Here is a 25,636-nt window from a genome sequence, read left to right on the forward strand (position 1 = left end):
ACCTGCCACGGGCGTCAGGTCGTTGTCAGGCGGTTCACGATCCTGCGGGCGAACGGGGCCACCACAAGCACGGTCGGAAAGGCAATTGCCCAACTGGAAATCCAGCTGGACATCCAGAACCCGGCAAACCCCGTGACCAGCCCCAGCGCCTGCAGTGTGGCGACGCCAGAAACAAGGCAGGACATCAGGCCGCTCAGGATAAAGCCAAACAGGATCGGGGCGTAGCGTTGGGGAATCATGGCAATCTCTGGTTTTCGCGGGAAATGGCACAGGGAACTGGCTCAGGCAATCTGTGCAGACGCGCGGCAGCCCTGCATGTCTGCACATCGGGTCAGTCCAGATCGACCTCGGCCGCCGGGATGATCGCGAAGAACACACCGCCCGACCATACGCCCAGCCAGTCCGCCCCCTCATGGGGCGCGACCTCGGCCAGATCCACCAAACGATAAAAGCTCTTGCGGTCGATCAGTGCCTCCAGCCCGGCGCGGACCATGACGTAGGGAGAGGGCTCTCCGGTCTGCGGATCGCGGACCACCCGGATGGGATGATCGGCCCCGGCGCTGACCACGTCGTCCACATGGGTCACAAAGGTCAGGACCTGCGCGCGGCCCGCGCCTTCGGCTGTGAAATCCACCGCCACAAAGGGCGCGTCCTCGACCCGGATGCCGACTTTTTCCACCGGGGTGACCAGGAAGTACTTGCCGCCTTCCAGTTTCAGGATCGACGAGAACAGCTTGACCAGCGGCCGCCGTCCGATGGGCGTGCCCATGTAGAACCAGGTGCCGTCGCGGCGGATCTCCATATCCAGATCGCCGCAGAACGGCGGGTTCCACAGATGCACCGGAGGAGGCCCCTTGCCGGTCGCCGCCTGCGCGGCCTTCACGATGCTGTCTGCATCGGGTGTCACGATGTTTTGTGCGCACATGGTTTTTTGCCATTTGAGTTGCCAGCGATATGTGGCTTGAATGAAGTATAAGCCTAGCAAGGAGTTTGTCATGACCGAAGCTTCCGATCTGGTGGCCGAAATCGAAGCCCTGGGCGAGAAGCTGGCGGATGCCAAATCCTCGATCACCCAGCGGTTCATCGGGCAGGAGCGGGTCGTCGACCTGACCCTTGCCGCCCTTCTCAGCGGCGGTCACGGTTTGCTGATCGGCCTGCCGGGGCTGGGCAAGACCCGGCTGATCGAAACGCTTTCGACGGTCATGGGCATGGATTCGGCTCGAATCCAGTTCACCCCGGACCTGATGCCGGCGGATATTCTTGGCTCGGAAGTGCTGGAAACCGCTGCCGACGGCACCCGCGCCTTCCGGTTCCTCGAAGGGCCGGTGTTCTGCCAGCTTCTGATGGCCGACGAGATCAACCGTGCCAGCCCGCGCACCCAGTCGGCGCTGTTGCAGGCGATGCAGGAGAAATCCGTGACCATCGCCGGGCAGCCCCATGCCCTGCCGCCGCCCTTCCACGTTCTGGCGACCCAGAACCCGATCGAGCAGGAGGGCACCTATCCGCTGCCCGAAGCCCAGCTTGACCGCTTTCTGGTGCAGATCGACGTCAACAATCCCGACCGCGATACCGAGCGCGAAATCCTGCTGGCCACCACCGGGCTTGAGGATGCGCAAAGTCATCAGGTGTTCACCGGTGCTGACCTGATTGCGGCCCAGACCGTGCTGCGGCGGATGCCCGTGGGCGAGGCGGTGGTGGAAACCATCCTGGATCTGGTGCGGGCCTGCCGCCCCGACGATCCCGACGCTCCGGCGGCGGTGCGCGAAAGCGTCAGCTGGGGCCCCGGTCCGCGCGCCGCGCAGGCGCTGATGCTGACGGTGCGCGCGCAGGCGCTGCTGGAAGGGCGGCTTGTGCCCACCGCCGACGATGTCGCCCGCATGGCGCGCCCGGTGCTGATCCACCGGATGCAGCTGACCTTCGCCGCCCGCGCGCGGGGCGAGGGGCTGGCGCCGCTGATCGATCAGGTGGCCGCCGCTGTCACCCGGACCGAGGCGGCTGCGTGACCTCTGACCCCGCGTCTTCCACGGCCCGCTCGGGCCTGCGCCGCGATGGCGAAGCGCTGGCCGCGCCGCTGCCGCCGCTGCTGGCGGATGCGGAACACCTGGCCTCGACCATGCTTCTGGGCGATCACGGCCGCCGCCGCCCCGGCATGGGTGAAGAATTCTGGCAGTACCGTCCCGCCATGGCCAATGACGAGGCGCGGCTGATCGACTGGCGCCGCTCGGCCCGGTCGGACATGCTGTACGTCCGCGAAAAGGAATGGCAGGCGGCGCAATCGGTGGTGCTTTGGGTCGATGGTTCGCAGTCCATGGGGTTCACCTCGGGGAAGTATCCGCCCAAGGGCGACCGCGCCCGCATGCTGGCCATGGCCATTGCCATCCTGCTGCTGCGCGGCGGCGAGCGTGTCGGTCTGACCGGGCAGGCGGTACCGCCCCGGCGCGGCGACATCCAGCTTCTGCGCATCGCCGACGGCCTGTTGGGCGCAGACGATGCGGGGGCAGATTTCGGCGCGCCGGACGTGCGTGGCATCCTGCCCAAGTCGCGGGCGCTGTTCATCTCGGATTTCATGGGGCCGCTGGTCGAGGTCGAAGCCGCGCTGACCGAAGCCGCCGACCTGGGCGTGCGTGGCGCGCTGCTGCAGGTGTTGGATCCGGCGGAAGAGGCCTTTCCCTACGATGGCCGCACGGTCTTCGAAAGCATGGGTGGGGGCCTGCGCCATGAAACGCTGGAAGCGGGCGGATTGCGCGACCGCTATCTGGACCGGCTGGCCGACCGCAAGGCACGGCTGAGCGAATTGGCCCGCATCACCGGCTGGCAGATGCTGACCCATCACACCGGCGACAGCGCGCAGTCGGCGCTTCTGTGGCTTTACGGCGCGCTGGAACGGCGGCGCTGATGCTGGTTCTGGGGCCCATCGCCTTTGCCGCGCCCTGGGTGCTGACCGCGTTGGCGGTGCTGCCGGTGTTGTGGCTGATCCTGCGCGCGGTGCCGCCCGCGCCGCGCCGGCGGCGGTTTCCCGGCGTCATGCTGCTGCTGGGCCTGCGTGACGACGAAACCCAAAGCGACCGCACCCCGTGGTGGCTGCTGCTGTTGCGGATGCTGGCGGTGGCGGCGGTGATCCTGGCCTTTGCCGGTCCGATCCTGAACCCGCGCACGGCGGCAGAGCCGGGACGCGGACCGCTGCTGATCCTGCTCGACGGCACCTGGGCCGATGCCCGTGACTGGGCCGCCCGGATCGACCGGGTCGAGGCGGCTTTGGGCGAGGCCAGCCGCACCGCGCGCCCGGTCTCTATCGCCGTGACCACCGATTTGCCGGCGGGGGGGGCCGAGTTTCAGGCCGCCGACGCCTGGCGGTCCCGGCTGGCCAGCCTTGCGCCCGCGCCTTGGGCCGCCGATCCGGACACACTGGCCGGCTGGACGCGGGCGCAGCCGGACGGTTTCGACACGCTGTGGCTGTCGGACGGGCTGGCGCGCGAAGGGCGCGACGACGCCCTGGCCGCCTTGCAGGACAAGGGCCGCGTGCGGATCTTCGAAAGCCCGCGCGCGGTGCTGGCCCTGCGGCCGCCCGTCTATCTCGACGGTCTGATCGAGATCACCGCCCTGCGTGCGCGCGAAAGTGGCGCGTTACAAGTTCCGGTGGCGGCCATGGGTCTGGATCCCACCGGGGCCGAGCGGATGCTGGCCCAGACCGAAGCCAGCTTTGCCCCCGGCGCCCGCCAGGCCGAGCTGTCGCTGTCGCTGCCGGCGGAACTGCGCAACCGCATCACCCGTTTCGAGATCACCGGAGGCCGCTCGGCCGGGGCGGTCAGCCTGACCGACGATGCCCTGCGCCGCCGCGAGATCGCCCTGATCGCGGGCCGCGAAGATCGCGAGGGCCTGCAACTTCTGTCGCCGCTGCATTACCTTGAGCAGGCGCTGGAGCCCAATGCCGACCTAATCGACGGAGACATTGCTGACATCCTGCAGGCCAACCCGGATGTGATCGTGCTGGCCGATGTGGCGCGTCTGACCGGGGCCGAGACCGAGGACATCGCCGATTGGATCGACCGGGGCGGCCTGCTGCTGCGTTTTGCCGGGCCACGGCTGGCGGCGGCGGATCTGACCGATGACGCCGCGGCGGTCCTTCTGCCCGTGCGGCTGCGCGCCGGTGGGCGCACCGTGGGCGGCGCCATGAGCTGGGGCGAGCCCAAGGCGCTGCGCCCCTTCCCCGAAACCAGCCCTTTCTATGGGCTGGACATCCCCGCCGAGGTCACGGTGACCTCGCAGGTGCTGGCCCAGCCCGATCCAGACTTGCCCGAACGGGTCATCGCGGCACTGGCCGACGGCACCCCGCTGGTCACCCGCCAGCGCCTTGGCGCCGGGCAGATCGTGTTGTTCCACGTCACCGCCAACGCCGAATGGTCGACGCTGCCGCTGTCGGGCCTGTTCGTGCAGATGCTGGAACGACTGTCGGTGGCCGCGCGGGTGGGCACCGAAACCGCCGAGGATCTGGCCGGCACCACATGGCAGGCGGTGGAGCATCTGGATGCTTTCGGCGTGCTGGCCCCGGCGGGCATGTCCGAAGGCCTCGACGGTTCAACCCTGCTGGCATCTTCGGTGGGACCGGCGCTGCCGCCGGGGCTCTATGCCTCGGAGGATCAACGGCGGGCGGTCAATGTGATCGGTGCCGAGACCGAGCTTGCCCCGATGGTTTGGCCCGCCGGGGTGCCGGTGGAAGGGCTGGAAGTGGCGCGCGAAACCCGGCTGGCGGGGCCGCTTCTGGTTCTGGCGCTGGGTCTGATGGTGGCCGATGTGGTGGCCTCGCTGTTGCTGTCGGGGCTGCTGGGCCTGCGCCGGACCGGAACCGCGATGGTGCTGCTGGCGGGGCTGCTTCTGTCTGGGCCGGGTCCTTTGCACGCGCAGGACGCCGATCTGCTGCCGGTGGACGAAGCCGCTGCGATTCAGGCGATCAGCGAGGTCGTGCTGGCCCATGTCATCACCGGCAACCCGGCGGTGGACGACACCGCCCGCGCCGGTCTGCACGGGTTGTCCCGAACCCTGTTCGCCCGCACCTCGGTCGAACCGGGGCCGCCGGTGGCGGTGGATCTGGAGACCGACGAGTTGGCTTTCTTTCCGGTGCTCTACTGGCCGGTGACACCGGATCAGCCGCGCCCCTCGTCCGAGGCCTATGCCCGGCTGAACCGCTATTTGCGCGGCGGCGGGATGATCCTGTTCGACACCCGCGATGCCGATCTGGCGGCCATGGGCAGCGAGACGGCAAACACCCGCAAGCTGCAGGATCTGGCCCGCCCGCTGGACATCCCACCGCTGGAACCGGTGCCCGAGGATCACGTGCTGACCCGCACCTTCTATCTGTTGCAGGATTTTCCCGGCAGACACGCCCGCGGCCCGCTGTGGGTCGAAGCGGCCCCCCCCGATGCCGAGCGGGTCGAAGGCATGCCGTTCCGCAATCTCAACGACGGGGTGACCCCGGTGGTGATCGGCAGCAACGACTGGGCGGCGGCCTGGGCGATGGACGGTCAGGGTCGCCCGATGTTCCCGGTCGGGCGCGGTTATGCCGGAGAGCGGCAGCGCGAGATGGCCTATCGCTTTGGCATCAACCTTGTGATGCATGTGCTGACCGGCAACTACAAATCCGACCAGGTGCATGTGCCCGCGCTGCTGGATCGGTTGGGGCAATAGATGACACGCGAGATCCTCTATGACCCGCTGATCGCGCCCGTCTTGCTGGGGGTTCTGGCCTTGGTTCTGGCGGTGGCCATTGGCGTGGCCTTCTGGCGCGGGCTGACCGGCTGGGCGCTGCGCGGCGCCGCCGGGCTGCTGGTGCTGGCGGCGCTGGCCAACCCATCGGTCCAGATCGAGAACCGCGCCGCCCTGTCGGACATCGTGATCCTCGTGATCGACGAAAGCGCCAGCCAGCGCATCGGCGTGCGCCCCGCGCAGACCGAGGCCGCGCTGGCCCGTGTCGAGGCCGAAGTGGCGCAACTGCCCAACACCGAATTGCGCATCCTGCGGTTGGGCGACGGGCCGGGCAACGAGGGCAGCCTGCTGATGACCGCCCTGTCCGAGGCGCTTGCCGACGAGCCCCGCGCCCGCGTCGCCGGGATGCTGCTGCTGTCGGACGGCCAGTTGCACGATCTGCCGCGCGCTCCCGACCTGCCCGCCCCGTTGCATCTGCTGTTGACTGGCGAGGCGCAGGATTGGGATCGGCGGCTGGTGGTCACCAATGCGCCCTCCTTCGGTATCATGGGGGAACCTGTGTCGCTGACCCTGCGACTGGAAGACCAGGGCGCGGTGCCGCCCGAATTGCAGGGCAGCGCCGAATTGGACATCAGCATTGACGGTGCCGAGGCGCGGCGGGTGACCGTGCCCGTGGGCCGTGACATCACCGTGCCGGTGGATCTGCCGCACGGCGGCTTAAACGTGATCCGCTTTGCCACGGCCCCTGCCGCGGGTGAGTTGACCGACCGCAACAACGCCGCCGTGGTGCGCATCAACGGGGTGCGCGACCGGCTGCGGGTGCTGCTGGTGTCGGGCGAACCGCACGCGGGCGAGCGGACCTGGCGCAACCTGCTGAAATCCGACAGCTCGGTCGATCTGGTGCATTTCACCATCCTGCGCCCGCCAGAAAAGCAGGACGGGGTGCCGGTCACGGAACTGTCACTGATCGCCTTTCCCACGCGCGAGCTGTTTCTTGAGAAAATCGACGAATTCGACCTGATCATCTTCGACCGCTACAAGCGGCGGGGCATCCTGCCGGCGCTCTACCTGGACAACATCCGCAACTACGTCGAACAGGGCGGTGCGGTGCTGGTCGCGGCAGGGCCGGATTTCGCCTCGGCGGCCAGCCTGTTCCACTCGCCGCTGGCCGAGGTGCTGCCGGCGGAACCCACCGCACAGGTGCTGGAGCAGGGATTTCATCCCACGATCACCGATCTGGGCCGCAAGCATCCGGTGACCGAGGCGCTGGACGCCGGCACCGTGCCCGGCGATCCGCCGCCCTGGGGCCGCTGGTTCCGGCTGATCGACGTAACCCCCTATCCCGACGCCGAGGTCGTGATGACCGGGGCCGAGGGCCGTCCGCTGCTGCTGCTGGACCGTGTGGGTGAGGGCCGCGTGGCGCTGCTGGCCTCGGATCAGGCCTGGCTGTGGAGCCGGGGCTTCGAAGGCGGCGGGCCGCAACTGGAACTGCTGCGGCGGCTGGCGCATTGGATGATGAAGGAACCCGAGCTTGAGGAAGAAGCGCTGGTGGCCGACGGGCAGGATGGCACACTGACCATTACCCGGCGCACGCTGGGCGAGGCGCCCAGTGCCTTCGAGGTGACCCGGCCCGATGGCACCACCCTGACGCTGGAGCCGGAGCAGGTGGCACCGGGCCGGTTCGAGGCGCGGCTGGACGGGGCAGGCATCGGCCTGTACCGGGTCAACGACGGGGAGCGCGATGCGGTGGCGGCCCTTGGTCCCTCGGCCCCGCGCGAGTTTGAACAGACCATTGCCAGCGGCGATCTGCTGGATCCGCTGGTTGCCGGGACAGGCGGCGGGGTGCGCCGGATCGAGGCCGGGGTGCCGGACTTGCGCGCCGTGCGTCCGGGCCGGCCCGCCGCCGGGCGCGGCTGGCTGGGCATCACCCCGCGCGAGGCCTATCGCACCACCGACATCTCGGTGCGCCCCTTCCTGCCGGGCTGGGCGTGGCTGGGACTGGTTGCCGCTTTCCTGATCGGCGCGTGGCTGTGGGAAGGCCGTCGCCGGGTCAGCGCGGCAGGGTCAACGTAAACTCGGCAGGCCCCCAGCCATCGGTCTGGCAACGGGCGCGGATCCGCACGTCGGACAGGTCCGCCGGGATCGCGACGCCGGTCAGGCTGCGCGTGAACGGCTGTTCCTGCACATGCGGGTGCAGCAACTCGCGATACCCCAGTACCTGTCCGTCGGGGGTCACAACCTCCCACCCATCGGCATAGTGGTCCCATCCGGTATCGGGATGGCGAAGCGTCACGTCGATGCGCCAGGTCTGGCCGGTTGCGGTGGCGCGGGCTTCCACGACCTGGGGAAGATCGGCCAGGGCTGGGGCGGCGGCGAAGAAGACGGGCAAAAACAGGGCAAATCGGGTCATGGGCGCAGTCTGGCACAGGTTGGCCGCCCGCACCCCTCACAGTTCAGTCATCGACGCCCTGCAACAACACGTCCCGTGTCTGAGAACCGAATTCGCGGCGCAGGATCACCGCCACCGTCAGCAGCGTGGTCAGGATCAGGGGCAGGGCGCCCACCAGCCAGGCCAGCGCGCCCATCGCGAAATAGATCGACCGCAGCCCGCGATTGAACGCCCTGGCCGCCGAGATGTTCAACTCGGCCGCCTGCTGGCACCGATGCGGACCGACGGGATCGTCGACCTCGTTGGGGATCGTGCCCAGCATCACCGCGCAATAACCGAAGATGCGGTTGGCCCAGACGAATTTCAGGAAGGCGTTGACCACCAGCAGCAGGATCAGGATCAGCTTCATTTCAAGCACCACCTTCGAACTTTCGGCCAGCGACAGTTCCGAGGCCAGCGTCGTCAGCTGCTCGATATTGCCGACCAGCGCAAGCCCGCCGCCCAGGGCGATCATCGCGGTCGAAGCGAAAAAGGCCGTGCCTTGCCGCAGGCTGCCGACGATCATCGAATCGAACACGCGCGGCTCACGGGTGATGACATGGCTCATCCAGATCCGCCGGTAGCGCGCCATCAGCACGGAGACCGACGGAAAATTGCGCGGCGGATGCTCGATGTACAGCCCGACCCCCTGCCATGCCAGCAGCAGCAACAGCAGCGCGACCGCGTCAAGCCAGCTGAGCAGGCCCAGTTGGGCGGGGATCATGATGCGATCCAAGGCAAACCTCCGGTTTGGCGGACTGGCCGCGACTGCTCCTGCCATACAGACTGAGGGTCGAAGCGCGCAACCACAACCGCGCCTGCGGTTCGGGCGCGGCGGGAAATTCGTGACAGATGTCCGGGTGAAATGCGAAATCTTAAGCATGATTTCCGGGCATGGCCCGAAAATTGCCGACCATACTGGGCGAGTCGTCACATTCCACTCAAGACAGCCTGTTCCAGACATGGCATAGTTCCCTGCATGATCCGTACCTGCGCAAATATCCTGTTCGGCCTTGCGCTGATGGCCGTCTCGGTCCCGGTTTCGGCCAATGAAACCGGCAGCAGCCGGGTGATGCTGAGCGTGCAGGAGCAGAAAAACTGGCAGGCCATCGGGCGGCTGAACGTCACCGGCATCGGCTATTGCACCGCAACGGCGATCGGGCCGGACCTGATCCTGACGGCAGCCCATTGCGTTGTGGACAAGCGCACCGGCAATTCCGTGCGTCCCGACCGGGTCCATTTCCTGGCCGGGTTCCGGGCGGGCACCTTTGCGGCCCACGGCCAAGGGCGCGAGATCGTGCTGATGCAGGGGTACAACCGTTCCATGCGGACGGTGGATCGCGACATTGCCTTCATCCGGCTGGCCGCACCGCTGCCGGCCACGATCACCCCGATCTCTACCGGACGCGGCGTGCAACCGGAGTTGAGCCTGCACACGCTGTCCTACGGGCTGGACCGTGCCCAGATCCCCTCGATCGAGCGGGATTGCCGGTTGCAGAGCCGCATCGGGGCAGTGATCTATACCAGTTGCGATGGGGTTCCGGGAGTGTCGGGCGCGCCGGTCATTCAAATGGTCGATGGCAAGCCCGTGGTCGTTGCGGTGGCCTCGGCGGTGATGGCCCGTCAAAAGGCCCCGATGCTTCACGGGACGGTTCTGGCCGTGGACGCAGCCGAACATCGGCTGGAGATCCTGTTCCGCCAGTTCGAAGGCACCGATGTGTCGATGCCCGATCCGGTGCGCGACGGGTCTTGAACCCCATCTGACAGTTCCTAAATCTTGGGTATCGGGTCGCCAGTCGGGGCCCGTATCTGACCGCGGCCGTCCTTTGGAGGCCGCACAACATCGTTGTCGCTCAATGGAGGATGACCCATGCGCAATTTTGACCTTGCACCGCTTTACCGTGCCACCGTCGGTTTCGACCAGGTGGCGGACCTGATGGATCGGGTTCTGACGTCGGATGTCAGCCAGCCCAGCTATCCGCCCTACAACATCGAAAAGACCGCCGATGACGCCTGGCGCATCTCGATCGCAGTGGCCGGCTTCACCGAGGATGAGCTTTCGGTGGAACTGCGGGAAAACGCGCTTCTGGTTTCGGCCAAGAAGGCCCCGGAAGACACCCAGCGCACCTATCTGCATCGCGGCATCGCCACCCGCGCGTTCGAGCGCCGGTTCCATCTTGCCGATCATGTGCGCGTGACCGCCGCCTCGCATCAGGACGGCATGTTGCACATCGACCTGGTGCGCGAAGTGCCCGAGGCCCTGAAACCGCGCCGGATCGAGATCACCAATGGTGTTCGGGACGCGGCAGGCGAGGCCCGCCCGGTCAACTAAGAACCGGCGCCACACCATCATTCGGACACTGGCCCGCGCTTCGGCGCGGGCCTTTTCGCGTTCGGCGGGCCTGATTGCCGCAGCCTCACGATTTGCTCGCCCATGGCCATGACTGTTCGCTAATCTGAGCGTGGTACAGGAGTTTCACCATGCTGGGCATTATCGTTTCTCTATTCCTATTGATGTATTTGGCCTATCGCGGGATCAGCGTGCTGATCCTGGCGCCGGTCCTGTCGCTGTTGGCGGCGGGTCTGTCAGGCGGCGCGCCGATCCTGGCCACCTATACGCAGGTCTTCATGGAGGCGCTTGGCGGCTATGTCATCAAGTTCTTCCCGCTGTTCCTGCTGGGCGCGATCTTCGGCAAGCTGATGGAGGTTTCGGGCAGCGCCCGCGTCATCGCAGAGTGGATCGTCGAGAAAGTCGGGCAGAAACAGGCGGCCCTGGCCGTGGTTCTGGCCTGCGGGGTGCTGACCTACGGTGGCGTCTCGCTGTTCGTCGTGGCCTTCGCGGTCTATCCCATCGCCGCGGCGTTGTTCGCGCGGGCGGATTACCCCAAGAAATTCATCCCGGCCACCATCGCGCTTGGCTCGTTCACCTTCACCATGACGGCGCTGCCCGGCACCCCGGCGATCCAGAACGCCATCCCGGCACCCTATTTCGGCACTGATGCCTTCGCCGCCCCGATCCTGGGGCTGCTGGCCGCGGCCATCATGTTCACGGGCGGCGTTGCCTGGCTGAACATGCGCATCGGCCGCGCCCGCGCCGCCGGGCTGGGCTATGGCGAGGAGGACCAGTATTCCGCCATCGCCGCCTTGCCGCCCACGGTCGAGGACAACGATCCGCCCTTCTGGGCCGCGATCCTGCCGATCTTCGTGGTCATCGTCCTGAACCTGATCCTGTCGCGCTTCGTCTATCCGGCGATGGACTTCTCCTATCTGGCCGAGGACATCTACGGCGGCATCTCGATCGACGATGTGCGCGGGCTTTGGGCGATCATCACCGCGCTGACGGCTTCGGTCCTCGTGCTGATCGCGCTCAACTGGCAACGGTTTTCCGGGACGCTGAATGCCACGATAACGCAAGGCGTCAACGGCTCGTTCCTGCCGATCTTCAACACCGCGTCCGAGGTTGGCTATGGCACCGTCATCGCCTCGCTGCCGGCCTTCGCCTTGATCAAGAACGGGGTCACCGGGATCATGCCGGATGTGCCGCTGGTGTCGCTGGCCATCGCGGTGAATGCGCTGGCGGGGATCACCGGTTCGGCTTCGGGCGGCATGAGCATCGCGCTGGAGGCACTGGGATCGACCTATCTGGAACTGGCCGAACTGGCCAATGTCAGCCCGGAACTGCTGCACCGGGTCGCGGCCCTGTCCTCGGGCGGCTTCGACTGCCTGCCGCACAACGGCGCCGTCATCACCCTGTTGGCGATCACCAGCCTGACGCACAAGAAAAGCTATGTGGATATCTTCGTCGTCGCCGTGGCGGTGCCGGTGGTCGCGCTGATCACCGTGATCATACTGGGCAGCATGTTCGGGTCGGTCTAGGGGTGACGCCCCAGCCGCCTATTTGGGGGCTGGTACAGCCAGACAGTTGCCCTGCATGTTCCGCAGGACCAGCATCTTGTCGCGGACCGCATTGGGATCGTAGCGCGGGCTGCCAAACCGCGCCCGCCCCGGTTGACCGCCCTTCGCCACGGGGACAGTCTGGCGCGATTGCAGCGGAAGAGGTTTCCCGATGGACATGCGCACCGCCTATGAGATCACCGCCTACATCCCGCAGGCGGATGCGGTGATCGAGGGCTGGACCGAGGATGCGGCCGATCATCGGGCGGTCGAGGCGTCGATCGGGCGGGCCATGCTGAATCTGCCCTACGGCGATCATCCGCGGGCACGGTATGATCTGTTCCTGCCTGCCGGGCGGCCCGAGGGGCTGGTTGTCTTTGTCCACGGCGGCTATTGGCGGCGCTTTGATCGCAGCGATTTCTCGCACTTCTCGCGCGGGGCTGTGGCGCGCGGCTGGGCGGTGGCGATGCCCTCTTATCCGCTGGTGCCCGAGGTGCGTATTTCCGGCATCACGCGGCATGTGGCACAGGCCATCACCACGGCGGCGGCGCGGGTTCCGGCGGGGCCGGTGATCCTGGCGGGTCATTCTGCGGGCGGGCATTTGGTGGCCCGCATGGCCGAGGCGAACGGCCCCTTGCCGGCGGATGTGCAGGCGCGGGTGCAGCGTGTGGTGCCGATCTCGCCGCTGGGCGATCTGCGCCCCTTGCTGCAAACGCCGCTGAACGCTGACCTGCATCTGGATGCGCTTGAGGCCGAGGCCGAAAGCCCGATCCTGCGCCAGCCCGCGCCCGGTCTGGCGGTGACGGTCTGGGCCGCCGAACATGAACGCCCGGTGTTCCTGCAACAGGCAGAGGATCTGGCCCGTGCCTGGGGGGCCAGGCACCGGATCGCGCCGGGCTGCCATCATCTGGACGTGATCCACGGGCTGTCAGACCCTGACAGCCGGCTGACCGAAAGCCTGTTTACGGGGTAAAGCTGGCCAGCCCGACAAGATCCATGCTTTCCAGCATCGGCATCATCACCTCGGTGCTGGCGCCTTCGACCTGGATCAGGAAGCGGTTGGCCACCAGAGTCATCAACTGGCCGTCGGTTTCCAGCACCTTGACGCTGCCCATCCGGTGCAGCTTGCCGCCCGAGGCGGTGGCCAGCATCGGGTTGGCCAGCATCGGTGCCATCGCCATCATCATCGGACTGTCGGCCAACAGGCTGATCGAGAAGCTCTGGTCGCCATTGCTGTAGGTCGCCTCGGCGCCGGTGCCGCCGCCGGTGAAGGCCAATGCGCCGCTCATCTCGGTGCTGATCTCGCGGGTCCAGCCATCGGGAGCCTCGGGCAGAAAGGCCGCCAGCCCGTCGGTGCGCATGGCTTGCAGCAGGCTTTGCGCATAGGCCAGTTCCTCGATCGTGGCAGTGATATTGCCGCCGTCATAGGCGGCACGGGCAGCATCCAGCGTATCGGTCACGTCATCGGCCAGTGCGGGCGTGGCGGTCAGCAGCAGGCAAAGCGCGGTGCGGGTGGGGAAGCGGATCATGGGCTCTCGACCTTGTAGACATCATTCGGGGACAGGGTGGCGCGATCAGTCCGTCAGATCAACCAGCGATCGCCAGCAGGGCAGGATATCCCCCGGTTCCGGGCGGGCATGGCAGACCCCGCGGGCGATGGCGCGGGCCATGCAGGTGGCCGCCGCGTGTCCCAGATCCAGAAGGACTGTCAGATCGTCGTCGGGCAGGGGGTGCGTGCCCGACGCGGCCGCAAAGACCAGATCGCCATCCAGCAGCGTGTGCGAGGGGAACAGGGCCCGTGCCAGCCCGTCATGGGCGCAGGTGGCCAGGCGGGTGGCCTGTGCCTGCGTCAGATCCGCGTCGGTGGCGACAATGGCGATGGTGGTGCTGGTGCCGGGCTGCGTGTCCTTGCGCGGGGCCGGGTCCGGGGCCGGATGCGGGCAGATGCCTGCGCCGCCGAATTCCTCGCCGACCTCAAAGGGCGCGGCCCAGAACTGCCGGTGCGGATGCACATTCGCCGCCCCCAGCGCGTTGACCGCCACCAGGGCGCCCACCGTGAAGGGGCCGACCCGGACCGAGGCCGAACCCAGACCGCCTTTCAGCGTCGCGGTGGTGGCGCCGCATCCCGCGCCCACCGACCCGAGCGCGAAATCCGGGACTGCTGCGGCCAGCGCCTGTTGGCCCAGATCGGGATAGGGAGAGGTCGTCCACCCCTTGTCGCCACCGTTCAGCAGGTCGAACAGGATAGCGCCGGGCACGATCGGCACCCGTTGGCCGCCGACCTGGAACCCACGGCCCGCGCCCCGAAGGGCCTGGCGGACGCCATCGACCGCGCCCAGCCCGAAGGCGGACCCGCCGGACAGCACCAGCGCATCCACCTGCTGCACCAGCTTGTCGGGGGCCAGAAGGTCGGTCTCGGTGGTGCCGGGCGCACCGCCCATCACATGCACGGCGGCGGTGAAAGGGGCGTCGGCGGTCAGCACGGTGGTGCCGGACTTCAGGCGTTGATCCTGGGCATTGCCGACACGGAACCCGGCAACATCGGTGATCAGATTGCGGGGGCCGGTGGGCATGGGGTCTCTCCTGAATTGCCCTGGCAGGCTCGGGCCTGCGGCGGTGCGGGTCAACCCCGCCCTGCGACCTTCCGCGAAGCGGCAGGGTTTGTGGGCCGGCCCGCTCTGGCCTATGGTGGCCTGAACCGCAGGGTGGCTTGTTTGCGCGGCCTTGCGATCCCAAATACTGTTCTCAAGTCAACGAGAGTGACCATGGTCTACGTGAAATGGATATTCTGGGGCCTCATGGTCCTGTTGCTGGGCGGGTTCCTGCACTACACGCTGCCCCGCCATGACACCCTGCGCATCGTCGAGACCGAAGTGCGGCGGGTCGAGGTGGGCGAAGGGTCGCTGTTCTGGGGCTCGTCCGAACCGGGCGCGATGACGGCGGGCAACCGGGATGTGAAATTCATCTCGGGCGTGCGGGAAAGCGGCCGCACCAAGGTGTTCCGCAACGAGGACACGGGCTGGGGCTGGCCGCCCTACATGAAGTTCAATTCCGCCGACCTGCAGGCGCGGGCCGCGGATCTGACCTCGAGCCAGGATGCGCCGCGCTGGATCTTGGTGAAATCCTATGGCTGGCGCAACCAGCTGCTGTCGGTCTTTCCCAACGTGCTGAGCCTCAAGGAAGTCTCCGGTCCCGATCACCGGGTGATCCCGGTGTTCAACATCCTTGTGCTGACCGGGCTTGCGGCGCTGGTGCTGGTGATCCGGGCGTTTGTGAAGCGGTTCTGGGCCAACCGGGTGGATCCGGTGGTCGAAGATGTGGCCAGCGCCTTCGACGCCGCCGACGATCATGTGGATGCGGCGGGCCGCCGGTTCCGCGGACGGCGCGAGAAGTTCCGGGAATGGTGGGTGGAAACCTTCGGCGGCTGAGGCCGGGGAGGCTCCCGCCCCCTGCGGCCCTTGCGGGCCACAGGCGTTGGGCCGCGCGCCGCTGCGCGGCGGATTGAGTATTTTTTTCAAAAAGAATCCGGGGCCGCGGGACGGGCCTGCCGGCTAGCGATTCAGAAGGCTGCCCAGCAGGCCGCGCACCATGCGCCGGCCCCGGCGGGTGGACAATTGCTGCACCATGGTTTTCGCGAAGGCCTCGCCCAGGTTCGAGGCCATCGAGCCGTTTTCACTTTTACCGGGTGAGTTCTTCCCGGTGTAGCGCGTGGCGCGGCCCGGTGAGGGTCGGGCGGCTTGCGACGGGCGGTTGAAAGTTTCGAAAGTGGCCTTCAGGTCATCCTGAGAGGCGCTTTGGGTGGTTTTGGCCGCCGCCCGTTCGGCAAGGATTTCATGGGCGGAACGCCGGTCGACGGCGGTGTCATAGCGTTGTCCCAGCGGGGAGCCCGTGATCAGCGCCCGGCGCTCGTCCTCGCTCAGCGGTCCCATCTGGCTGGCGGGCGGCCGGATCAGGACGCGGTCGACCATGCCAGGGATGGCCTTGTCTTCCAGCAGGGACACCACCGCCTCGCCGGTGCCGACCTGCTGGATCGCTGTCGCGGTGTCGAAGGCCGGGTTGGGCCGAAAGGTCTCGGCGGCGGTTTTCAGCGCCTTGGCATCGCGCGGAGTGAAGGCGCGCAGGGCGTGCTGGATGCGGTTGCCCAGCTGCGACAGCACGTCCTCGGGGATGTCGTCGGGCAGTTGGCTGACGAAATAGACCCCCACGCCCTTGGAGCGCACCAGCCGCACCACCTGTTCGATCCGTTGCAGCAGGCTTTTCGGAGCGGTGTCGAACAGCAGATGCGCCTCGTCGAAGAAAAAGACCAGCTTCGGCTTGTCGGGGTTGCCGACCTCGGGAAGCTCTTCAAAGAGTTCCGACAGCAGCCAGAGCAGGAACATGGAATACAGGCGCGGCGTGGTGATCAGCTTGTCGGCCATCAGGATGTTGACCTGGCCGCGCCCCTGGGCGTCGGTGGTCATCAGGTCCGACAGTTGCAGTGCCGGTTCGCCCAGAAACCCGCGCACACCCTGGTTTTCCAGCACCAGCAGCGCCCGTTGCACCGCCCCCAGAGAGGCACGGGCCACATGGCCATAGTCGTGTTGCACCGCCTCGGTGTTGTCACCGATCCAGTTCAGGACCGCCCGCAGATCGTCAAGATCCAGCAGCGCCAGCCCCTGATCGTCGCAGATGCGGAAGGCGATGTTCAGAACTCCTTCCTGCACATCGGTCAGGTCCAGCATCCGGGCCAGAAGCACTGGACCAAGTTCGCTAACCGTGGTGCGCACGGGATGGCCGGACTGGCCGAAGATGTCCCAGAACACGACAGGGCAGGCGGCGGGGGCATAGTCGGCCAGCCCGATCTGCGTTGCACGTGCGGCGATGCGATCGCTGGGCGCGCCCGGCTTGCCAAGGCCGCTGACGTCGCCTTTCACATCCGCCATGAACACCGGGACGCCGGCGGCGGAAAACCCTTCGGCGAGGATCTGCATGGTCACGGTCTTGCCGGTGCCGGTTGCACCCGCGATCAGCCCGTGACGGTTGGCCAGATCCAGTTTCAGCACCTGCGGTTCGCGATAGTCCGTGCCGCCCCCGCCGATGAAAATGCCCGACATGTCCTGCTCCCTCTGTTGCCCCGATCATGTCGGCGCGGGCGCGGTGCGGCAAGGGCATCGCGCGGCGTATTTGCGCAACCGGCCGGAAATTCCGCGGTGTCGGGGGGGGGGGCAACGAAAAACCGCGGCCACAGGGGCCGCGGTTTCCGCAGGTCAGCCGTGAGGGGACGTCAGCCCGGGCTCATGCCGCGCAGCCGTTCCGACCGGCGGCGCAGAACCTCCAGCGTGGCCAGCAGCGCGATGGAAATCCCCACAAGCAGCGTCGCCACCGCAAGGATGGTCGGGCTGATCTGTTCGCGCAGGCCGATGAACATCTGCCATGGCAGGGTCTTCTGCCCGGCCGAGCCCACGAAGAGCACCACCACCACCTCGTCGAATGAGGTGATGAAGGCAAACAGCCCGCCCGAGATCACGCCGGGAAGGATCAGCGGCATCTGCACCCGGAAGAAGGTGGTCACCGGGTCGGCGCCCATGTTGGCCGCCGCCCGCGTCAGCGAGTTGTCGAAGCCCACCAGCGTGGCGGTCACCGTGATGATGACGAAGGGAATGCCAAGCGCTGCATGGGCCAGAACCACGCCCAGGTAGGTGCCTTGCAGGCCGATGCGCGAATAGAAGAAATACATCCCCGCCGCCGAGATGATCAGCGGCACGATCATTGGCGAGATCAGGATCGCCATGATGGCCCGGCGTCCGGGCACATGCGGCTGGCTGAGGCCGATGGCGGCCAGCGTTCCGAAACTGACCGACAGCAGGGTCGCCACCGGGGCAATGGTCAGCGAGTTCCACAACGCCGATTGCCAGTCCGAATTGGTGAAGAAGTCCTGATAGTGCTTCAGCGAATAGCCTTCGGGCTTCAGGGCCAGCATCTCGGGGGTGAAGGTGAAGAAATCCTCGGCGTTGAAGCTGAGCGGCATCACCACGATGATCGGCGTGATCAGGAAGCCGAAGATCACCCCGCAGATTACCCGGAAGGTAAAGTGCCACAACACCTGTCCAGGGGTCAGATAGGGGGCCAGGTTTGCGCGATAGCGGCCATCGGCCAGCCAGAAGGTCAGGTTGCCGAAGAGCCAGCCCGCCAGGGCGCTGATGATCCCGCCGATAGTGCCGCCGACCATCAGGCCGATGATGGCGAAGATCACCACCAGTCCCAGCCGCACCGACCGGCGCGGCAGTTTCAGATGCATCAGCGCAAAGGCCATGCCGGCCATCAGGATGGCGCCCAGCACCAGGCCCAGCAGGCCCGAGCCCTGCGCCGTGCCCACGAGCAGCCCTGCCAGGGCACCGAAGGCGCCGACGATGGGGCCGACGAAACTGAAGGGCTGCGGTTTCAGGTCAATGATGGTTGCCATGGATCAGCCCCCCAGTTTCACGTTGTCGATGCCGACGATGCGATCATAGGCCCAGTACAGGATCAGGACCGCGGCCAGAAGGATCGCGCCAAGTGCGGCCGCCAGACCCCAGTTCAGCGAGCTGGAGATATGATAGGCGATCCGGTTCGAGATGAATGTCCCGGTGGTACCGCCGACGATCTCGGGCGTGATGTAATAGCCGATGGCGAGGATGAAGACGAGGATAGAACCCGCCCCGATTCCCGGCACCGACTGCGGGAAATAGACCCGCCAGAACGCCGTCCAGTTGGTTGCGCCCAGTGATTTCGCGGCGCGCAGGTAGCTGGGGTTGATGGTCTGCATCACCGAGTAGAGCGGCAGGATCATGAAGGGCAGCAGGATGTGGGTCATCGCCACGATGGTGCCGAACTGGTTGTTGATCATGATCAGCCGGTTGGCGTCATCGACCAAACCCAGCCAGACCAGCACGTCGTTGATCACGCCTTGCTGTTGCAGCATGACCTTCCAGGCCGAGGTGCGCACCAGCAGCGAGGTCCAGAACGGCAGCAGCACCAGGATCATCAGCAGGTTCGCGGTGCGCATCCGCAAGTTGGCCAGCAGCCACGCCACCGGATAGCCCAGAAGGATGCAGCTGACGGTGATGACCATCGACATGAACAGGGTGCGTTTGAACAGCATGATGTAGATCTGCTGGTTCTCGGGCTGGTCGGTGATCCCGTCCGGACCCAACTGTTTGTCTACTGCGTTCAGGAAATAGCCCGGCGTGTAGCGCGGGGCATAGACGCGGATGGTCTGCCAGACGCCAACGTCACCCCAATCCTCGTCCGCTTCCAGGAATTGCGCCTTCCGGCTGGCACTTTCGAAGGTGGCGACGGCCGCCTTTGCCTCTTTCAGCAGATCGGCCTGCGGGCCGGAATAGGCCGCGATGCCGGCCTCGGACGCGGCTGTCAGATCATTGTAAAGCGCGGTGTAGACCAGCGTCCAGGGTTCGTCGTCCAGCGCTGTTTCTTCTTCTTCCGTGCGCATGAAATCGGCGAACTGGCCGAAGGCCTCGGCGGTCTGGGGCAGCAGGTCGCCAATGCCGGGGGCCGGTTCAAACGCCGGGGGGGCCTTGGTAAACGCTTGTCCGGCCTTCTTGGCCGCGTCCTGCTCGGCCAGCCAGCCGGTGGCGGCCTGCGCATAGGCGGGGCTGGCCATCAGGGCGACCCAGGTGGTTTCCTCGCCCCAGGCGTCGTTCAGATCCTCGAACTGGTCGACGTAAAGATCGCCCATCTTTTCCACGGCCCGACCGCTCTTGCGGAACAGCGACGACATACCGACGTTTTCATAGTTCAGCCGGCTGCCGACACGGGTGTGGATCTTCTGTTCCTGGGCGACAAACATATCCTTGTAGAGCGCGTCGAACACCTGCTCATCGGGAACCTCGCCGCTTTCGGGATCCCAGTCTTTCAGGGCGGCCACCGTGCGCGGCAGCGTGTCGGACACGATCTGGTTTTCTACCGATCGGAACAGCATGTCCGCGATGGGCGCGATGAAGGTCACGAGCACGAAGATCAGAAGCGGAGCGATCAGCGCCAGCGCCCGCATTTTCTGAACGCGAAGGGCGCGGTTCAGGCTCTTTTTAAGTGGCGTTCCGTCCGCGGAGAGAACACGGCCAGTCTCGGTTGCGTCGCTCATGCATATCCCTCGACAATTGTGAAATCTGTTTCAGCGCAACTCTGCCGGATGGCGGCTGCGTCCTGGTATTCCGGGCTGCGATAGCAGGCGCGCGCGGTGGCCAGATCGGGAAAGGCGACGACCACATGGCGGGGGCGCGCCTCGCCTTCGGTCACATCGCTTTCGCCGCCGCGCACCAGGTACACGCCGCCGAAGGCCTCGATCACGGGCTGGGCCTTGCGCACATAATCCGGATACGGGGCCGGGTCGGTGACCTTGATATGGACGATCCAATACCCTTTGGGCATGGGTGGTCTCCTTTCCGGCTGGGTAAGACGGGGCCAGAAGGCCCCGTCCGAGGCTTGTATCGGCGGTTACTTCGCCAGCCAGGCCTGGAAGCGGGCTTCCACGTCGTCCTGGTTGTCGGCCCACCATTCGATGTTGTTCACCAGGAAATTCTTCTGGTTGGCAGGGTTGGTCGGCATATGCGGCGCCATCTCGATGCCCAGTTCGGCATGGGTCGACACCAGCGGCTGCGACGAAGCGCGGGCCGGACCGTAAGAGATATAGGCTGCCTGATCGGCCAGACGCTGGGTGTCGGTCGCGTACTTCACGAAGTCCAGGACACGGGCCAGACGGTCGTCCGGCAGATCCGCAGGGATGACCCAGCCGTCGAAATCAAAGACCTGCCAGTCCCACAGCATCGCGACCGGCTGGCTCTGTTCCTCGATCACGCTGAACAGGCGGCCGTTGTAGGCGGAACCTATGACGATTTCGCCATCCGCCAGAAGCTGCGGCGTGTCGGCGCCCGACGACCACCAGATCGTTTCGTCCTTGATGGTGTCCAGTTTCGCCAGCGACTGCTCGAGCCCCTCGGGGGTTTCCAGAACGTCATAGAGGTCTTCCTGGGCCACGCCGTCGCACAGAAGCGCCCACTCCAGGTTCTTCTTGGGGCGTTTTTCAAGCGCGCGCTTTCCGGGGAAATTCTCCAGATCGAACACGTCGCAGAGGCTGGTCGGGGTTCTTCCGTCCCATTCCTCGACATCGGTCCGGTACCCGAAGGTGGTCGAGAACACGATCTGCGGGATGAAGCAGTCGTTGATCAGGGTCGGGCCGAAGTCGTCTTCGACATCGGAGCCGTCGTCGCCTTGGGCCAGCACGTCGTCAAAGTCGATCTCCATGGCCAGGCCTTCGTCGCACAGACGCTGGCTGTCGGGGCCCTCCACGTCCACGAGATCCCAGGTCACGTTGCCGGCTTCGTTCATGGCGCGCAGCTTCGACACGGCTTCGTTCGAGCTTTCGTCCCAGGTCACCGAAACGCCTTCATTGGCAGCCATGTAAGGCTCGGTATAGGCCTTCTGCTGGCTGGTCTGATAGGCGCCGCCCCAGGATACCAGCGTCATGTCCGAAGCCATGTGGTCATTGGCAAAGGCGCTGCCTGCTGCGACCAGTGCACTGCCGGTCAGAAGCGTTGTTAGCAGTTTCATATAGTACTCCCCTTGGATTTGTTTTCTTTGGTTTGTTGACCGCGAGGATGGACCCGCGGCGGTTGTGCTCAGGCGTCCAGCGCCCGGCAGTCTTCCGGCAGCCACCCGATCTCGATGGTTTCGCCGGGGGTGAGCCGGACGGTATCGGGGGCGTTGCGGGTCTTGACGATGAAATCGTCATTGCCCGCCACCCGAAGTCGTGTGCGGAAGATATCGCCCATGTAGATGAACTCCAGCACTTCTGCCTTCAGCAGGTGGGCGTCGGGGTTCAGGCGTTCCTTTCTGGTTTCCACCCGCTCGGGGCGGATCGAAACACGGGTGCGTTCGCCGGGCTTGGAAACATTGACCGGCATGCAGTCGATCAACTCGCCATCGTCCAGCTCCACCAGCGCGATCTTGTCGTTGATCTCCTTGACGGTGCCTTCCAGCGTGTTGTTCTCGCCGATGAATTGCGCGACGAAGCTGTTGTCGGGATGCTCATACAGGTCGTCGGGCGGCGCAAGCTGCTGGATGCGGCCATCGTTGAACACCGCGACCCGGTCCGACATGGTCAGCGCCTCGGTCTGGTCGTGGGTCACATAGACCACCGTGATGCCCAGATTGTCGGCAATGCGCTTGATCTCGAACTGCATGTGTTCGCGCAGCTGCTTGTCCAGCGCGCCCAGCGGTTCATCCATCAAAACCAGTTCGGGTTCGAACACCAGCGCGCGGGCCAGCGCGACGCGCTGCTGCTGGCCGCCCGAAAGCTGTGCCGGCCGACGTCCGCCGAAGGCCCCCATCTGCACCATGTCCAGCGCGCGTTTGACCTTGGCCTCGCGGTCGGACTTGCCCAGCTTGCGCACTTCCAACGGGAAGGACAGGTTTTCCGCAATGGTCATATGCGGGAACAGCGCATAGTTCTGGAACACCATGCCGATGCCGCGCTTGTGCGGCGGGATGTTGTTGATGGGTTTGCCGTCCAGCAGGATCTCGCCATGGGTGGCGGTTTCAAACCCGGCCAGCATCATCAGGCAGGTGGTCTTTCCGGACCCTGACGGGCCCAGCATGGTCAGAAATTCGCCCTTGGGCATCGACAGATTGAGATCCTTCACCACAAGGGTCTCGCCGTCATAACTTTTCTGCACACGTTGAAATTCGACGAAGGCGTCGTTTGTCTGGTCTAGTGCCAAGAACTCGGCTCCCTGTTTTTGTCCGTTCGTGTCGTGCCGACCGGTATCCCCAAATCAAAACGCGTCCCGGTCCAAGTTACAACCAAAGAACCGGATGCGTTGGGAAAAAGCTGTTCAGGAAGAGGCATGAGCGCTTTCCCGGCGTTCTGAAAACGCCGTGAGCCTTGCATGACACCGGCGCGGTTTCGCGATTCGAATCATCATGCGGCGATCGTATCGGATGCCGCTGAGGTAAAGGGCAGCGGGGCCTTCTGGCCGCTATGGCTGCTGAAGAAACGGGGGTGGTCGGAAAGGTCGGGCAAGGCGTATTGTCCAGGTCAAACCCCGATCTGCGACGGGAATGGATATCCCGGCGTGCAGGACTGAACTGCAAGGCGCGCGGCCCTGATCAGCGACGCCATCGCTGACGACGGAAACTTAAGCGTGCGGGTGTCCTTGCGTCAACCCCCCCCGTGCTGTCAGATTTCCAGCAGCCTCAACCGCGCCGCCCCGGCCTGCATTTCGCCCTGCGCGCGGTCAAAGCGCAGATGGGCCAGCGCCTCGCCCTCCGACTGGGTGAACAGGCGGCCCACCGGTTTGCCGTCCGCGGTAATCTCGCTGCCCACAGGGGCGGTGCCGTCGATGGCCACGCGGGCCAGACCCTTGCGCAGTTCGGTCTTGTGTTTCATCCGGGCGGTGACTTCCTGGCCCACATAGCAGCCCTTCTTGAAATCCACCCCGTGCAGGTGTTCGAATCCGGCTTCCAGGATATAGGTCTCGTCGGGGATCAGCTCGATCCCGCTTTCGGGGATGGCATGGGCCACACGCAGCCGGTCCCAGGCTGCCGGGGCGATGCCATCCGTCGGCGTTGCCCGATAGGCCCGCCACCCCAGCGCCGGGTGGCGCGGGTCGGACCAGCCATCCTCGGGGGCCGTGCCAAGCCCCTGCGCGACGACCAGCGGTGACGGCGTGATCTCCACCGCCGCGCGCAGCTTGTACATGCTCAGGCGCTTCAGCAGGCCTGGTGCCAGCCCGGCGGCCACATCCAGCAAGATGGCCCCGCCCTGCCGCGCCAGGAAGAAATCGGCCAGGTATTTGCCCTGCGGGCTCAGCAGCGCGGCATAGATCAGGCCCTGTGCCAGCCCGGACAGATCATTGGTCACCAGCCCTTGCAGGAATGGCTCTGCATCCTGGCCGGTCACCTCAAGGATTTGACGGTCTGTGATGGTCATCGGCTTTCCCCTGTCCTGCGCCCCCGTCATATAGGGGAACGGCAAACAGAAGAAAGAGCCTGCGATGCGCGCACCGATCTCGGTGGTGATCCCGACCCTGAACGCGGCAGACCAACTGCCCGACACGCTGCGCCACCTGATGCCCGGCCTGGGTGAAGGCTTGATCCGCGAGCTTGTGATCACCGACGGTGGCTCGACCGATGCCACGCAACGGCTGGCGGCGGAAGCGGGCACCATCTGGCTGGATGGTCCGGCGGGGCGCGGGGGGCAGTTGCGGCGCGGGGTTGCGGCGGCCAGCGGCGACTGGCTGTTGGTGCTGCATGCCGACACACATCTGGGCGACGGCTGGACACAAGCTGTCGTCGCGCATCTGGAATCCTGCCCAGACAAGGCCGGGTATTTCCAGCTCGGCTTCCGGGCGCGCGGGCTGGCCCCGCGCCTGGTGGCCGGGGCGGCAAACCTGCGCGCGCGCCTGTGCGACATGCCGTTTGGCGATCAGGGTCTGCTGATCTCCCGCGCGCTCTACCAAAGGGTCGGCGGCTACCCGGATATTCCCCTGATGGAAGATGTGGCACTGGCCCGTGCCCTGAAAGGCCACTTGCGCCCGCTGCCCGCCGTCGCCCTGACCGGGGCAGAGCGCTATCGCGAGAACGGCTGGATCGGCCAATCGGTCCGAAACCTCTGGCGCCGCGCCCGGTTTCGCCACGGCGCCGATCCGGCGGACCTGGCGCGCGGCTACGATCCGGGCCGGAACAACCCGTAGATGAGCGAGACAGTTGCGGCTCCGCCGGGGCGCGCTTGAACTGCGCGTCGCACCATTTTCAAGACGGCGCTCATTCTTCTTGGCACAAATACTCCCGCCGGAGGCACGAAATCCCGGCACCCGCAGGGGGCCGGCCCTAGCCGTCCTCCCCGCGCGAGGCTTTCCAGCTGGCGGTCAGGGCCTTGTGGTCATAGCGGGTGCGCAACCAGTCCTCCAACCCGATGGGGGTCTGGGCGGCCTCGGCTTCATAGACGTCGAAGACGTGATCCAGAATGCCGGTGTCGGTGCTGGACAGATGCAGGTATTTCCAGTGCAGCTGCCGCCGCGCCTCGGCCACGGGCCGCCCGTCGATCACCGCCAGATACAGCGCCGAGGCAAACCCGGCGCGGTCCGAGCCGGACTTGCAATGCATCACGAAGGGCCGTTCGACCGTGCGGAACAACTCCAGCAGCGCCAGGATATCCTTGCGCGGCGCCAGCTTGCGGGCGCTCAGGGTGATGTTGTGCAGGGTCAGGCCCAGCTTGGCACAGGCTTCCTGCTCGAACAGGAAGGGGCTCTGCCGGTTCCGGCCGCGCAGGTTGATGACACTGACGATGCCGCGCTTCTTGTAGATGCGCAGCCGCTTCGGCGACGGTTGGTTCGAACGCCAGACTCCCGGCGCGATTTCCTCAAGGTTCCACCACACAGTGCGCAGAAAGGCATGGTCCAGAAGCTGGAAATGCCACCACGCGTGCCGCCGTGCCTTGGGGGTCGAGATATCCCGGCCATAGCGGTCGCGCAGGGCGCGTTCGACCTTCTGGAACTTCGACTTCAGGCTGTTTGTCATCTTGTCTCTCAACTCGCCACTCGGGGACTCTTGCATGCGCGGCCCGGTCCGGGTCCGCGG

Annotated in this window: 24 protein-coding genes; 10 read left to right on the top strand and 14 right to left on the bottom strand. The window is 66.1% G+C overall.

Annotation, left to right across the window (positions count from 1 at the left end):
• Positions 1-14: 14 nt before the first annotated feature.
• Positions 15-239 carry a DUF2798 domain-containing protein gene (locus tag H8B03_RS04085; RefSeq protein WP_193140460.1) on the bottom strand — a complete coding sequence of 75 codons (225 nt, stop codon included), beginning with the start codon at positions 237-239 and terminating at the stop codon, positions 15-17.
• A gap of 92 nt (positions 240-331) precedes the next feature.
• The gene (locus tag H8B03_RS04090; protein ID WP_193140461.1) at positions 332-925 is read right to left on the bottom strand and encodes a DUF1285 domain-containing protein; all 594 of its coding nucleotides are present in this window, start codon (positions 923-925) and stop codon (positions 332-334) included.
• Positions 926-995: 70 nt separating this feature from the next.
• On the opposite strand from H8B03_RS04090, the gene H8B03_RS04095 reads away from it, so the two are divergent.
• Genes H8B03_RS04095 through H8B03_RS04110 form a run of 4 tightly spaced genes read left to right on the top strand, consistent with a single transcriptional unit; the run spans position 996 to position 7,773 of the window.
• A complete protein-coding gene (locus H8B03_RS04095; protein WP_193140462.1) occupies positions 996-2,003 on the top strand; it encodes a MoxR family ATPase in 1,008 nt (335 codons plus the stop codon).
• Entirely contained in the window at positions 2,000-2,896 is an 897-nt protein-coding gene (locus H8B03_RS04100) for a DUF58 domain-containing protein (RefSeq protein WP_319022430.1), read from the top strand. Before H8B03_RS04095 ends, H8B03_RS04100 begins: the two co-directional genes overlap by 4 nt.
• Entirely contained in the window at positions 2,896-5,682 is a 2,787-nt protein-coding gene (locus H8B03_RS04105; protein ID WP_193140463.1) for a DUF4159 domain-containing protein, read from the top strand. The genes H8B03_RS04100 and H8B03_RS04105 overlap by 1 nt, the downstream gene beginning before the upstream one ends.
• On the top strand, positions 5,683-7,773 hold the full coding sequence (locus H8B03_RS04110) for a hypothetical protein (RefSeq protein ID WP_193140464.1): 2,091 nt from the start codon (positions 5,683-5,685) through the stop codon (positions 7,771-7,773).
• On the opposite strand, the gene H8B03_RS04115 is transcribed toward H8B03_RS04110, so the two are convergent.
• Both H8B03_RS04115 and H8B03_RS04120 read right to left on the bottom strand, forming a co-directional pair.
• Positions 7,751-8,110 (bottom strand): hypothetical protein, encoded by a 360-nt coding sequence (locus H8B03_RS04115; protein WP_193140465.1) that lies wholly within the window; start codon positions 8,108-8,110, stop codon positions 7,751-7,753. The genes H8B03_RS04110 and H8B03_RS04115 overlap by 23 nt on opposite strands.
• A 43-nt stretch (positions 8,111-8,153) precedes the next feature.
• Entirely contained in the window at positions 8,154-8,852 is a 699-nt protein-coding gene (locus H8B03_RS04120) for a DUF599 domain-containing protein (protein ID WP_193140466.1), read from the bottom strand.
• A 255-nt stretch (positions 8,853-9,107) separates the two neighbouring features.
• Between H8B03_RS04120 and H8B03_RS04125 the strand changes: the two genes are divergently transcribed.
• The 4 genes from H8B03_RS04125 (at position 9,108) to H8B03_RS04140 (ending at position 12,995) form a co-directional block, all read left to right on the top strand.
• Positions 9,108-9,881, top strand: coding sequence for a serine protease (locus H8B03_RS04125; RefSeq protein ID WP_193140467.1), 774 nt, complete (start codon positions 9,108-9,110; stop codon positions 9,879-9,881).
• Between the two features lie 117 nt (positions 9,882-9,998).
• A complete protein-coding gene (locus tag H8B03_RS04130) occupies positions 9,999-10,460 on the top strand; it encodes an Hsp20 family protein (RefSeq protein ID WP_193140468.1) in 462 nt (153 codons plus the stop codon).
• 149 nt (positions 10,461-10,609) lie between these two features.
• The gene (locus H8B03_RS04135; RefSeq protein WP_193140469.1) at positions 10,610-12,004 is read left to right on the top strand and encodes a GntP family permease; all 1,395 of its coding nucleotides are present in this window, start codon (positions 10,610-10,612) and stop codon (positions 12,002-12,004) included.
• A 190-nt stretch (positions 12,005-12,194) separates the two neighbouring features.
• Positions 12,195-12,995 (top strand): alpha/beta hydrolase, encoded by an 801-nt coding sequence (locus tag H8B03_RS04140; RefSeq protein WP_193140470.1) that lies wholly within the window; start codon positions 12,195-12,197, stop codon positions 12,993-12,995.
• Here H8B03_RS04140 and H8B03_RS04145 read toward each other — a convergent pair.
• Together H8B03_RS04145 and H8B03_RS04150 are read right to left on the bottom strand one after the other, a co-directional pair.
• On the bottom strand, positions 12,985-13,551 hold the full coding sequence (locus H8B03_RS04145; RefSeq protein ID WP_193140471.1) for a hypothetical protein: 567 nt from the start codon (positions 13,549-13,551) through the stop codon (positions 12,985-12,987). The genes H8B03_RS04140 and H8B03_RS04145 overlap by 11 nt on opposite strands.
• 45 nt (positions 13,552-13,596) lie before the next feature.
• A complete protein-coding gene (locus H8B03_RS04150; protein ID WP_193140472.1) occupies positions 13,597-14,595 on the bottom strand; it encodes a P1 family peptidase in 999 nt (332 codons plus the stop codon).
• Positions 14,596-14,787: 192 nt separating this feature from the next.
• On the opposite strand from H8B03_RS04150, the gene H8B03_RS04155 reads away from it, so the two are divergent.
• Positions 14,788-15,450, top strand: a complete 663-nt coding sequence (locus tag H8B03_RS04155) for a DUF1523 family protein (RefSeq protein ID WP_193140473.1) — start codon at positions 14,788-14,790, stop codon at positions 15,448-15,450.
• Between the two features lie 123 nt (positions 15,451-15,573).
• Here H8B03_RS04155 and H8B03_RS04160 read toward each other — a convergent pair whose 3' ends face one another.
• From H8B03_RS04160 to H8B03_RS04190, 7 genes are all read right to left on the bottom strand, one after another.
• Positions 15,574-17,115: a helicase HerA-like domain-containing protein gene (locus H8B03_RS04160; RefSeq protein WP_193140474.1), complete on the bottom strand. Its 1,542-nt coding sequence runs from the start codon at positions 17,113-17,115 to the stop codon at positions 15,574-15,576.
• Positions 17,116-17,285: 170 nt separating this feature from the next.
• Complete coding sequence (locus tag H8B03_RS04165) at positions 17,286-18,464, bottom strand: ABC transporter permease (protein ID WP_193140475.1); 1,179 nt, start codon at positions 18,462-18,464, stop codon at positions 17,286-17,288.
• 3 nt (positions 18,465-18,467) lie between these two features.
• Positions 18,468-20,141: an ABC transporter permease gene (locus H8B03_RS04170; RefSeq protein WP_193140476.1), complete on the bottom strand. Its 1,674-nt coding sequence runs from the start codon at positions 20,139-20,141 to the stop codon at positions 18,468-18,470.
• Positions 20,138-20,428 carry a DUF1330 domain-containing protein gene (locus H8B03_RS04175; protein ID WP_193140477.1) on the bottom strand — a complete coding sequence of 97 codons (291 nt, stop codon included), beginning with the start codon at positions 20,426-20,428 and terminating at the stop codon, positions 20,138-20,140. The genes H8B03_RS04170 and H8B03_RS04175 overlap by 4 nt, the downstream gene beginning before the upstream one ends.
• Before the next feature lie 66 nt (positions 20,429-20,494).
• The gene (locus H8B03_RS04180; RefSeq protein ID WP_193140478.1) at positions 20,495-21,607 is read right to left on the bottom strand and encodes an extracellular solute-binding protein; all 1,113 of its coding nucleotides are present in this window, start codon (positions 21,605-21,607) and stop codon (positions 20,495-20,497) included.
• A 68-nt stretch (positions 21,608-21,675) separates the two neighbouring features.
• A complete protein-coding gene (locus tag H8B03_RS04185; RefSeq protein WP_193140479.1) occupies positions 21,676-22,776 on the bottom strand; it encodes an ABC transporter ATP-binding protein in 1,101 nt (366 codons plus the stop codon).
• Positions 22,777-23,234: 458 nt separating this feature from the next.
• Positions 23,235-23,987, bottom strand: a complete 753-nt coding sequence (locus tag H8B03_RS04190) for a folate-binding protein YgfZ (protein WP_193140480.1) — start codon at positions 23,985-23,987, stop codon at positions 23,235-23,237.
• Positions 23,988-24,051: 64 nt separating this feature from the next.
• Here H8B03_RS04190 and H8B03_RS04195 point away from each other — a divergent pair, with 64 nt between their 5' ends.
• Complete coding sequence (locus tag H8B03_RS04195) at positions 24,052-24,750, top strand: TIGR04283 family arsenosugar biosynthesis glycosyltransferase (RefSeq protein ID WP_193140481.1); 699 nt, start codon at positions 24,052-24,054, stop codon at positions 24,748-24,750.
• A gap of 136 nt (positions 24,751-24,886) precedes the next feature.
• Here the strand turns inward: H8B03_RS04195 and H8B03_RS04200 are convergent, their stop codons facing one another.
• Entirely contained in the window at positions 24,887-25,576 is a 690-nt protein-coding gene (locus tag H8B03_RS04200; protein ID WP_193140482.1) for a tyrosine-protein phosphatase, read from the bottom strand.
• Between the last annotated feature and the right edge of the window lie 60 nt (positions 25,577-25,636).

This window comes from Meridianimarinicoccus sp. MJW13 (assembly GCF_014901205.1).
In the GTDB taxonomy this organism is placed as follows: domain Bacteria; phylum Pseudomonadota; class Alphaproteobacteria; order Rhodobacterales; family Rhodobacteraceae; genus Meridianimarinicoccus.

Coding starts and splice junctions, on each gene's coding strand:
- H8B03_RS04170 (WP_193140476.1), bottom strand. CDS start 20,141: ATGAGCGACGCAACCGAGACTGGCCGTGTTCTCTCCGCGGACGGAACG.
- H8B03_RS04115 (WP_193140465.1), bottom strand. CDS start 8,110: ATGACCCGATTTGCCCTGTTTTTGCCCGTCTTCTTCGCCGCCGCCCCA.
- H8B03_RS04090 (WP_193140461.1), bottom strand. CDS start 925: ATGTGCGCACAAAACATCGTGACACCCGATGCAGACAGCATCGTGAAG.
- H8B03_RS04125 (WP_193140467.1), top strand. CDS start 9,108: ATGATCCGTACCTGCGCAAATATCCTGTTCGGCCTTGCGCTGATGGCC.
- H8B03_RS04135 (WP_193140469.1), top strand. CDS start 10,610: ATGCTGGGCATTATCGTTTCTCTATTCCTATTGATGTATTTGGCCTAT.
- H8B03_RS04150 (WP_193140472.1), bottom strand. CDS start 14,595: ATGCCCACCGGCCCCCGCAATCTGATCACCGATGTTGCCGGGTTCCGT.
- H8B03_RS04140 (WP_193140470.1), top strand. CDS start 12,195: ATGGACATGCGCACCGCCTATGAGATCACCGCCTACATCCCGCAGGCG.
- H8B03_RS04190 (WP_193140480.1), bottom strand. CDS start 23,987: ATGACCATCACAGACCGTCAAATCCTTGAGGTGACCGGCCAGGATGCA.
- H8B03_RS04165 (WP_193140475.1), bottom strand. CDS start 18,464: ATGGCAACCATCATTGACCTGAAACCGCAGCCCTTCAGTTTCGTCGGC.
- H8B03_RS04180 (WP_193140478.1), bottom strand. CDS start 21,607: ATGAAACTGCTAACAACGCTTCTGACCGGCAGTGCACTGGTCGCAGCA.
- H8B03_RS04200 (WP_193140482.1), bottom strand. CDS start 25,576: ATGACAAACAGCCTGAAGTCGAAGTTCCAGAAGGTCGAACGCGCCCTG.
- H8B03_RS04095 (WP_193140462.1), top strand. CDS start 996: ATGACCGAAGCTTCCGATCTGGTGGCCGAAATCGAAGCCCTGGGCGAG.
- H8B03_RS04195 (WP_193140481.1), top strand. CDS start 24,052: ATGCGCGCACCGATCTCGGTGGTGATCCCGACCCTGAACGCGGCAGAC.
- H8B03_RS04175 (WP_193140477.1), bottom strand. CDS start 20,428: ATGCCCAAAGGGTATTGGATCGTCCATATCAAGGTCACCGACCCGGCC.
- H8B03_RS04120 (WP_193140466.1), bottom strand. CDS start 8,852: ATGATCCCCGCCCAACTGGGCCTGCTCAGCTGGCTTGACGCGGTCGCG.
- H8B03_RS04155 (WP_193140473.1), top strand. CDS start 14,788: ATGGTCTACGTGAAATGGATATTCTGGGGCCTCATGGTCCTGTTGCTG.
- H8B03_RS04145 (WP_193140471.1), bottom strand. CDS start 13,551: ATGATCCGCTTCCCCACCCGCACCGCGCTTTGCCTGCTGCTGACCGCC.
- H8B03_RS04110 (WP_193140464.1), top strand. CDS start 5,683: ATGACACGCGAGATCCTCTATGACCCGCTGATCGCGCCCGTCTTGCTG.
- H8B03_RS04130 (WP_193140468.1), top strand. CDS start 9,999: ATGCGCAATTTTGACCTTGCACCGCTTTACCGTGCCACCGTCGGTTTC.
- H8B03_RS04085 (WP_193140460.1), bottom strand. CDS start 239: ATGATTCCCCAACGCTACGCCCCGATCCTGTTTGGCTTTATCCTGAGC.
- H8B03_RS04160 (WP_193140474.1), bottom strand. CDS start 17,115: ATGTCGGGCATTTTCATCGGCGGGGGCGGCACGGACTATCGCGAACCG.
- H8B03_RS04105 (WP_193140463.1), top strand. CDS start 2,896: ATGCTGGTTCTGGGGCCCATCGCCTTTGCCGCGCCCTGGGTGCTGACC.